This is a genomic window from Streptomyces sp. (genome assembly GCF_050698815.1).
In the GTDB taxonomy this organism is placed as follows: Bacteria; Actinomycetota; Actinomycetes; order Streptomycetales; family Streptomycetaceae; genus Streptomyces.
In genome coordinates this window covers 1-9,209 of the sequence record NZ_JBOHCV010000630.1, presented here as the reverse complement: position 1 = coordinate 9,209, position 9,209 = coordinate 1, and the positions used below count along the sequence as shown (strand labels likewise).

Below are 9,209 nucleotides of genomic sequence, written 5' to 3'. Positions count from 1 at the left end.
CCGCCGCGTCGCCGACGGATTCGTGGAGCGCGGCGACGGTGGTGACCCGCTCGCGCAGCACGCAGACCTCGCCGGCCATGAACATGCCCTCGTCGGCCTGGCGTTGCTCGTCGACGGGCCGCAGCTCCGCGCCGACCCGCTCGATGCCTTTGCTGGCCACCCGCAGCCTGCCGACGTTGAACTTCTCCAACCGCTCCCAGATTTCACGGTCGGGCACGCCCGCTCCGCCCAGCTCCTCCTTGAGGGCGGCGAAGTCCGTGGTGAAGGCGGAATGCGCGCAGCGCGTCGCGTGGCCGGGCGCGGTCTCCAGCAGGTCGGTACGGTCGGCGGCGAGAACACTCTGCTGGAAGAGCGGGCGGATGGCCCCGGCCGTGACCGCTTCCTCGGTGAACAGGTAGGCGGTGCCCATCAGTACGCCGGACGCGATCCCCGCGCGGGTCAGTGGAGCGGCCAGCGCGGCCACCATGGCCGCCGACCGTTCGTCGTGCACCCCGCCCGCGAAGAGGACCGTCAGGCCGGCGGCCGCGGCCGGGCCTTCCTCGGCGGCGAACTCCAGCAGGATGCCGGCCTGCGCCTCCCAGAGCGGGAAGCTGTTGCGCGGGCCGACGTGCCCGCCGCACTCGGCTCCCTCGAAGATGAACTTCCGCGTGCCGGCCGCGAGGAACTGCCGCAGCAGCCCCGGCGAGGGGACGTGCAGGAAGGTGGAGATGCCCTCGGCCTCCAGCGCGGCGGCCTGGGCCGGCCTGCCTCCGGCGATGATCGCGTGGGTGGGCCGCAGCTCCCGTACGACCTCCAGCTGAGCGGCCCTGATCTCCTCGTCGGCGAACCCGAGCACGCCGACTCCCCAGGGCGCGTCGCCGAGGGCTTCCTTGGTGCGCTCCAGCATCGTCCTGGTCTGCTCGGCACCGGCCAGCGCCAGCGCCAGGAAGGGCAGCGCGCCCTGCGCCGCGACGGCCGCCGCGAACTCCGGCTGGTCGCTGACCCGGGTCATCGGTCCCTGGGCGACGGGCAGTTCGGTGCCCAGCGCGAGAGCACCCGGTGCGCCCCTGCCCAGTGCCGTGGCGGGCTCGTCGTCCTCGATGGCGGCGACCAGGGCCGCCGTGACGCCCCGTACGACCTCGCCCGGCGAGGGCCACCGGCGGGCGAAGGACGCGGCGAGGAAGGCGTCCTGGCCGACCGGGAGGAACTGGGAGCGCAGGTCGTCACCGCCCACCCGGGCCGCGAACTCGTCCGGGTCGGCGGGCAGTTCCGGTGCCCCGGGACCGCGCCGGCGCAGCACGCGCGTTCCGTGGTGCAGGACCGTCTCGGAACCGTCCAGCCCGGCCAGCGCCTCGGCGACCTCCATCGGCAGGCCGGCGTCGTCGAGCAGCGCGAGCTGGGTGTCGAGCACGACGCCGGCCGCGCCTCCCGCGACGGCGGCGGCGGCGGTGTGCGGTCCGATGCCGCCGCAGGCCCAGACCGGCAGCGCGCTCTCGTGGTCCGCGAGTACCTGCTGGAGGAGGACGAAGGTGCTCAACTCGCCGACGCGGCCGCCGCTTTCGGTGCCGCGGACGATCAGGCCGTGCGCGCCGTCCGACGCGGCGCGGAGTGCCTCGGCGCGGTCGGTGACCTCGACCAGGACGCGGCGGCCCGGGAATTCGCCCGGCGACCTCGCCGGGTCGGCCAGCAGCACCGTGTCAACCAGACCGGGCAGCTCGGCGTCTGTGACGAAGCTGCCGGGCCGGATCCGCACCCCGAACGGCCTGGTCGACCAACGGCGGGTCCGGTCCAGGTGTTCGACTGCCGCACGCGGGTCACCGGCAGGCAGTTCGAGCACGCCCAGCGCGCCTGCCCCCGACGCCGCGACGGTGAGCCGCGGCGACGGCCGGTGCACCGGGTTGACCGCGATGACCAGACTCGACCGTGCGGACACGTCGGAAGCGCGCGTATCCACCATCCTCATGAACTCTCCCGACTGCACGATCCCTTGGTCTGCTGACGATGCGTAGTAGACGGGACGGTTTTCCGCACGGTCAACCGGCCACTTTGCGCCTGTCGGTGACTCTCCGTCACCCTGGAGCGGCGCCTGAACCTCCGGGTATTTCGCCCGTCGTGGCACAGCAAACCGGGCCTTCCCGCGCCCGCAATCCATCCACGGCACAACAGACATGATGTTGTCATGTTCACGTAACTGTCCGCATGCGTGCCCACCGCCGGCTGTGCGGCAGATCACAGCACCTGCGGGGTTCTTCGGAGCCGAGCGTCGTGGCTCGCTCACACGACGCGCAGCCGCGCCGTCGGCCGGCCGATCAGCCGGCCGCGTCAGCCCCAGCGGTCCTGACCGATGGGGCTGTACAGCCGGGTACGCGGATCAGAACGAAAGTCGATCATGGTGGCTCCTCGGCGGGGAATCTTTCCCTGGCGTGTCTACGCACGGTGAACGTACGATCGTTACCGATGAGTCACAAGACCTTCGCACACAATGGCAGGTACCTGCCACCGTTTTAGGCGTCGGATTGGTGTTGCGTTGCGTTTTCCGGGCCGGAAGATACCGCAAGGTGCGTTTTCTGCCGTCGAACGGCGTGTACGCCCCGGTCGCCCCTCCGGGTGACCCGCCGGTACGCACCGGCGTGGCAGCCGGGGAGTGACGCGCACCGTCATCAGGCTGTGCAGACATGGATCAGGGAGCACGGGCGCCGTCGGGCGCCGGCCGGCGGATGAATCTCGGCAAGGCGATGCTCCGTTACCTGACCACCACCGATCACAAGGTGATCGGGAACATGTACCTGGTCACCTCGTTCGGCTTCTTCCTGGCGGCCGGCGCGATGGCGATGGTGATGCGGGCCGAACTCGCACGCCCCGGCCTGCAGGTGGTCTCGGCCCAGCAGTACAACGAACTCTTCACCACACACGGCACGATCATGATGCTGCTGTTCGCGACACCGACGTTCACCGGCTTCGCCAACGCCGTCATGCCGCTGCAGATCGGCGCGCCGGACGTCGCCTTCCCCCGGCTGAACGCCTTCACCTACTGGGTGTTCCTCTTCGGCGGGCTGATGGTGCTGGGCGGCTTCCTGACTCCCGGCGGTGCCGCCTCCTTCGGCTGGTTCGCCTACGCACCGCTGAACAGCGCGACGTTCACACCCGGTTCGGGCGCTGACCTGTGGACGATGGGCCTCGTCGTCGCCGGTCTGAGCACCATCCTGGGCTCGGTCAACTTCATCACCACCATCATCTGTCTGCGCGCGCCGGGCATGACCGTCTTCCGCATGCCGCTGTTCACCTGGAACGTGCTGTTCACCTCGATCCTGGCGCTGCTCGCCTTCCCGGTGCTGACCGCGGCGCTGTTCGCCCTGGAGGCGGACCGGAAGTTCGGCGCGCACATCTTCGACGCCGCCAACGGCGGGGCGCTGCTGTGGCAGCACCTGTTCTGGTTCTTCGGCCACCCCGAGGTCTACATCGTGGCGCTGCCGTTCTTCGGCGTCGTCACCGAGATCCTCCCCGTCTTCAGCCGCAAGCCCATCTTCGGCTACGTCGGGCTGATCGGTGCGACGGTCGCCATCACCGGCCTCTCGGCGACGGTCTGGGCACACCACATGTTCGCCACGGGCGCGGTCCTGCTGCCCTTCTTCTCTCTGCTGTCGTTCCTCATCGCGGTGCCGACAGGGGTGAAGTTCTTCAACTGGATCGGCACGATGTGGCGGGGGTCGCTGTCCTTCGAGACGCCCATGCTGTGGTCCGTCGGCTTCCTGGTGACGTTTCTGCTGGGCGGCATGACCGGGGTGCTCATCGCCTCGCCCCCGCTGGACTTCCACCTCACCGACAGCTACTTCATCGTCGCTCACCTGCACTACGTCCTCTTCGGCACCATCGTCTTCGCGACCTTCGCCGGCTTCTACTTCTGGTGGCCGAAGATGACGGGGAAGATGCTCGACGAACGGCTCGGAAAGATCCATTTCTGGACGCTGTTCCTGGGCTTCCAGGGCACCTTCCTCGTCCAGCACTGGCTCGGTGAGGAGGGCATGCCGCGCCGGTACGCGGACTATCTGGCCGCCGACGGCTTCACCCTCCTCAATACCGTCTCGACCATCAGCGCCTTCCTGCTCGGCACCTCCACGCTGCCGTTCCTCTACAACGTCTGGAAGACGGCGAAGTACGGCGAGTACGTCACCGAGGACGACCCGTGGGGGTGGGGCCGGTCGCTGGAGTGGGCCACCTCGTGCCCGCCGCCCCGGCACAACTTCGACGCGCTGCCCCGCATCCGGTCCGAGTCGCCGGCCTTCGACCTGCACCATCCGCAGATCGCCTCCGGTGTCCTGCCCGCCCCGCTCCCGGAGGAGACGGCAGCACGGGAAGAACTCCAGCGGTGAAGGCCGAAGCCCTTCTCTTCGCCGCGATGGCCGCCTTCTTCGCGGTCGTCACCACCGGCTACGCCGCCTTCCACCCGGAGCCGGCGGGCACGACCGCGCTGCTGGTGTCCTTCGTGATGTCCGCCCTGATCTCCTTGTTCCTGTGGACGCGCTACGTGCGGCACGGCCGGCGCCCGCAGGACCGCGGGAACGCCCCGGTGCGCGAGGGAGCCGGACCGCTGGCGTTCTTCTCCCCGCGCAGCTACTACCCCGCCGTCGCCGCCGCGGGTACCGCGCTGGCCGGACTCGGCGTGGTCTACGGACTCTGGCTCTTCCTCATCGGCGTCGGAGTCCTCGCCCCCGGCATCCTCGGTTTCGTCTTCCAGCACAACGACCGCTGACCGCGCCGCACCCGGCCGGAGAGGAAGAGAGACGGATGCCGTTCCCGCGCAGACCCCCACGCACGGAAGCACCGTCGAGGGGCGTCGCCCGGCGCGCCGCCGAGCGGGGCTTTACGTCCCTGGACGACCGGCTGCCCGCAGCGGAAGGGGGCGCGCTGCTGCGCAAGGCCTTCCCCGACCACTGGTCGTTCCTCCTCGGTGAACTGGCCCTGTACAGCCTCATCCTGCTCCTGCTGACCGGCACCTTCCTCACCTTCTTCTTCCACCCCGGCGAGGCGGAGATCCCCTATCAGGGCTCCTACGAACCGCTGCGCGGGGTGCTGGTCTCCGAGGCGTACGCCTCCACACTGGACATCAGCTTCGACGTCCGCGGCGGACTGCTGATCCGTCAGATCCACCACTGGGCGGCCCTGGTGTTCGTCGCCGCCATCGGTGTGCACATGCTGCGGGTGTTCTTCACCGGCGCCTTCCGCAAGCCCCGTGAAGTCAACTGGGTCATCGGGGTCACGCTGTTCGTCCTGTCCGTCGCCGAGGGCTTCTGCGGGTACTCGCTCCCCGACGACCTGCTGTCCGGCACCGGGCTGCGGGTCGTACAGAGCCTGCTGCTCTCGATCCCCGTCGTGGGCACCTACCTGAGCTTCTTCCTCTTCGGCGGCGAGTATCCCGGGGACGAGATCATCCCCAGGCTCTACGCGGCCCACATCCTGCTCATCCCCGGAATCCTGGTCGCCCTGATCGTGGTCCACCTGATCCTGGTCGTGTATCTCAAGCACACGCACTGGGGCGGGCCCGGCCGGTCGAACACGAATGCAGTGGGCCAGCCGATGGTCCCCCAGTTCGCCGCCAAGTCCACCGGCCTGGCCCTGATGCTGACCGGACTCCTCACGGTGCTGGGCGGGGTGGCGCAGATCAACCCGGTCTGGGCCTACGGCCCGTACCGCACCGACCAGGTCAGCACCGGATCCCAGCCGGACTGGTACGTGGGCTTCCTCGAGGGATCACTCCGGCTGATGCCGCCCTTCGAGACCACCGTCCTCGGTCACACCCTGATGTGGAACGTCCTGGTCCCCACCGCGATCCTCCCCGCCCTGCTCTTCCTCGGGCTCTATCTCTATCCCTTCCTGGAGCAATGGGTGACCGGCGACCATGCCGAGCACCACTTGTGCGACCGGCCGCGCGACCGGCCCACCCGCACCGCACTGGGCGTCGGCGGCATCACCTTCTACGGCGTACTCCTGCTCGCCGGCGGCAACGATGTGATCGCCTACGTACTGGACGTCTCGCTCAACGGCCTGACCTGGTTCTTCCGCATCGCCATGGTGCTGGGGCCGGTCGCCGCCTTCATGGTCGCCAAACGCCTCTGCCTCGCCCTTGCCGCGCACGACCGCGAACGCCTCCACGAGGGCGAGGAGACGGGAGAAGTACGGCAGAGCGTCGAAGGCGGCCTGGAGGAGGGCCGCCGGCCCCTTTCGCCGCGGGAGCGCTACACCCTGCTCATGAAGCAGACCCCCCGGCCACTGCCCCCGCCGCGCGGCGAACGAGGCCGGCCGCCCCGCGGGCACCGGCTGCGGGGCGCTCTGAGCCGCTGGTACTACGGGGACCGGGACGGATGAGCCCCCAGGGAGGGAGCAGTCACACCATCCCTTCGCGGGCTGCCGGCGAGAGCGGGCCGGAACCGTCCGGGTCCTGTCGTCCGAAGACGTGCAGGGTGAAATCGGGATCGCGGCAGTCCGTCAGCAGCGTGAGGCCGGGCGTCGCGCTGAGCACCGGAGCGAGTTCGCGGCCGGTGCGGCGGTGTTCGGGCACGGGGTGATTCCAGTGCACGGTGAGCAGGGTTCCGCCCGGTTCCAGAGCCTGGACCGTGCGGCCGAGCACGTCCCGCAGTGTCGGGTCGTCGAAGTAGTAGAGGAGTTCGGAGAGCACGATCAGCTCGAAGGAGCCGGCGGGCCATTCCTCCGGGATCGCGAGCTGCTCCACCCGCACACCCGGCAGCTCGCGGGTACGGGCGGCGGCGAGACCGGCCGCCGCCGCCACCCTGTCGGTGGCGAGGAGACTGTCGCACCGCTCGGCGAGGCGGGCGGTGAGAACCCCGACGGAGCAACCGGGTTCGAACGCGCTCCGGTAGCGGCGCTGCGGAAGCGCCGCGAGGGTGTGGGCGTACTTGCGCTGCTCGTACCACCGGTCCGACAGCTGCCATGGATCGGCCGAGCCGCTGTAGAGCTGCTCGAAGTAGGTGCTGGGCGTGTTCACCGGAGGACCGGCCCGGAGAACTCGGGGTCCGGCACGGATCCGGCGGGGACTGTCGCAGCAGCGGTCACGGTGGCTCCTCATCCGTCGCTTCGCAGATCGGTCCCGTCTGCGTGCCCGGCAGGCGGGGCTGCGAACGAGCCAACCGGGTGGCGGCGGGGGCGGGTGAACCGCAACGCACGCACAAGGGGTGCCCGTTGTGAGCGGACACCCCTCGCGGTGCGGTTCGTCTTCGCCGACTGTCCGGCCCGGCCGCCGGGCGGTGCGAGCGCGGCGGCAGGCGCGCGGATCAGTGGCGGCCGTGCGCGGAATCCGAGACTCCGCCGAAGAGCCGGGCGACGAGACGGAAGGGCAGGGTGATGACGGTGGCGATGGCACCGGCGATCGTTCGCAGGATATCCGCGATTGCCTTGAACATGAGCGGCCTCCAATGGTGGTCATCCGGCCCCGCGGGCCAGGTGCTGCCCAGCCGCGAGTGCGACTGCACCGTGCCTGGTGCCCCTCGACCGGGTGAAGAAACACGCACGGAGCAATGCGCCGTGCGCAGAAGGCGACTTGCCCCGCCACACCCACCCCGGCAGGAACGGCCGTTCCACGGCTTGCCCTGCGATCACCCCCGCGGCGTAGGGTTGCGGCTCGGCGCTCGATGTCGGCCCCGCGTGGCTCAGGACCTTGGCGCAGTCGTTGAGATGAGGGGAGCCGGTGGAGAAAGACCGCAGGGCCCGGTTGTGGAATCAGATCGTCGAACAGGCACAGGGCGAGGCGGTCACGGTCGGCCATGTCTGCGCCGCCACCGTTTCCGCTGCCGGGGTGGACGCGGCCGCCGTCACTTTCGTGCTGGACACCGGCCTGCGCGAGACGGTCCATGCCAGCTCTCAGCTCGCCTCGGAGATGGCTGAGCTGACCGTGACGCTCGGTGAGGGCCCAGGTTCGGATACCTTCCTCGACAGCCCCACCCTGGTGTCGGACCTGGCCGCGCAAGAGTGCCAGGCGCGTTGGCCCGTCTACGCGCCGGCAGCGGTGGCAGCCGGCGTCCGCGCGTTGTTCGCCTTGCCGCTGCGGGTCGGCGGAACGGGTCTGGGAATCATGTATCTCTACCGCGCCGAGCCCGGCAACGTCGACCGGGACCAGCTGGCCGACGCGCTGGTGCTGGCGGACACCGTGCTGGCGTTGCTGCTCGACACGGGACAGGAGGCCGAGCCGACGCTGGACGGCCGGTGGTCCGAGCAGGCCGGCCCGCAGCATCCCGAGCTTCACCAGGCCACGGGCATGGTTACGGTGCAGTTGGGAGTGACCACCGCGGTGGCGCTGGTGCGATTGCGGGCTTATGCGTTCGCGCAGGACCGGCGGCTGAGCGAGGTCGCCAAGGACGTGGTGGCACGGCGACTGCGATTCGGCGGAAGTGAGCCGTAACGCTGGAAGCGCTGATCCTTTCTCTCCTCACCGGGCCCAGGAGGCGGCTCTCACTTCGTGCAAGACTGCGGAAATACTGAAAGACCGGTGAGTGATATGACACAGGTTCGGCTGACCGAAGTGTTCGTGGAGATGGCGGATACCCTCGTCGCCGACTTCGATGTTATCGACTTTCTCCACAGCCTGACCGAACGGTGCGTGGAACTGCTGGGCGTCAGCGCCGTCGGGCTCATGCTGACCGACGAGCGGGACAGGTTGCAGGTGATCGCCGCCTCCACGGAGCGGACCCGCCTGCTGGAGCTGTTCCAGCTGCAGAACGAAGAGGGCCCGTGCATCGACTGTTTCCGCAGCGGTCAAGCCCTGTCGGTGGCCGACCTGTCCGAGGCGGGCAAGTGGCCGCGCTTCACCGCCGCCGCCGGGGAGGTCGGCTTCACGTCCGTACACGCGTTGCCCATGCGTCTGCGCACCGAGGTCATCGGGGCGCTGAACCTTTTCCACACCGAACCGGGCGCCCTGGACCAGGAGCGGCAGCGGATCGGCCAGGCCCTCGCCGATGTAGCCACCATCGGACTGCTGCAGCAGCGGGCGATCCAGCATCGGGACAGCGTCACCGAACAGCTGCAGACCGCGCTGAACAGCCGCGTTCTGATCGAGCAGGCCAAGGGGGCGCTGGCCGAACGCCTGGGCCTGGAGGTGACCGAAGCCTTCGCGCTGCTGCGCAGCGAGGCTCGCTCACGGAACCAGCGCCTGTCCGACTTCGCCAAGGCGGTGCTGGAGGGCTCCGAGCGGATAGCGGTGAAGCACGGCGTGGAACCCGGCG

Annotated in this window: 8 protein-coding genes; 5 read left to right on the top strand and 3 right to left on the bottom strand. The window is 69.7% G+C overall.

The window, feature by feature from the left end:
* The coding region (locus ACRDP3_RS22830; protein ID WP_431518870.1) for a nitronate monooxygenase at window positions 1–1,942 on the bottom strand (1,942 nt) is incomplete at its 3' end.
* Window positions 1,943–2,696: 754 nt separating this feature from the next.
* On the opposite strand from ACRDP3_RS22830, the gene ctaD reads away from it, so the two are divergent.
* Genes ctaD through qcrB form a run of 3 tightly spaced genes read left to right on the top strand, consistent with a single transcriptional unit; the run spans window position 2,697 to window position 6,342 of the window.
* Window positions 2,697–4,349 (top strand): aa3-type cytochrome oxidase subunit I, encoded by a 1,653-nt coding sequence (ctaD, locus tag ACRDP3_RS22825; protein WP_431518872.1) that lies wholly within the window; start codon window positions 2,697–2,699, stop codon window positions 4,347–4,349.
* Window positions 4,346–4,729, top strand: a complete 384-nt coding sequence (ctaF, locus tag ACRDP3_RS22820; RefSeq protein ID WP_431518869.1) for an aa3-type cytochrome oxidase subunit IV — start codon at window positions 4,346–4,348, stop codon at window positions 4,727–4,729. The genes ctaD and ctaF overlap by 4 nt, the downstream gene beginning before the upstream one ends.
* Window positions 4,730–4,764: 35 nt before the next feature.
* Window positions 4,765–6,342 (top strand): cytochrome bc1 complex cytochrome b subunit, encoded by a 1,578-nt coding sequence (gene qcrB / locus ACRDP3_RS22815; protein ID WP_431518868.1) that lies wholly within the window; start codon window positions 4,765–4,767, stop codon window positions 6,340–6,342.
* Between the two features lie 19 nt (window positions 6,343–6,361).
* Here qcrB and ACRDP3_RS22810 read toward each other — a convergent pair whose 3' ends face one another.
* Both ACRDP3_RS22810 and ACRDP3_RS22805 read right to left on the bottom strand, forming a co-directional pair.
* Entirely contained in the window at window positions 6,362–6,979 is a 618-nt protein-coding gene (locus ACRDP3_RS22810; protein ID WP_431518867.1) for an SAM-dependent methyltransferase, read from the bottom strand.
* Window positions 6,980–7,265: 286 nt separating this feature from the next.
* Window positions 7,266–7,394, bottom strand: coding sequence for an LPFR motif small protein (locus ACRDP3_RS22805; protein WP_431518866.1), 129 nt, complete (start codon window positions 7,392–7,394; stop codon window positions 7,266–7,268).
* 284 nt (window positions 7,395–7,678) lie between these two features.
* Here ACRDP3_RS22805 and ACRDP3_RS22800 point away from each other — a divergent pair, with 284 nt between their 5' ends.
* Together ACRDP3_RS22800 and ACRDP3_RS22795 are read left to right on the top strand one after the other, a co-directional pair.
* Window positions 7,679–8,389 (top strand): ANTAR domain-containing protein, encoded by a 711-nt coding sequence (locus ACRDP3_RS22800; protein WP_431518865.1) that lies wholly within the window; start codon window positions 7,679–7,681, stop codon window positions 8,387–8,389.
* A gap of 96 nt (window positions 8,390–8,485) precedes the next feature.
* A partial coding sequence (locus tag ACRDP3_RS22795; RefSeq protein WP_431518871.1) for a GAF domain-containing protein occupies window positions 8,486–9,209 on the top strand: 724 nt, incomplete at its 3' end.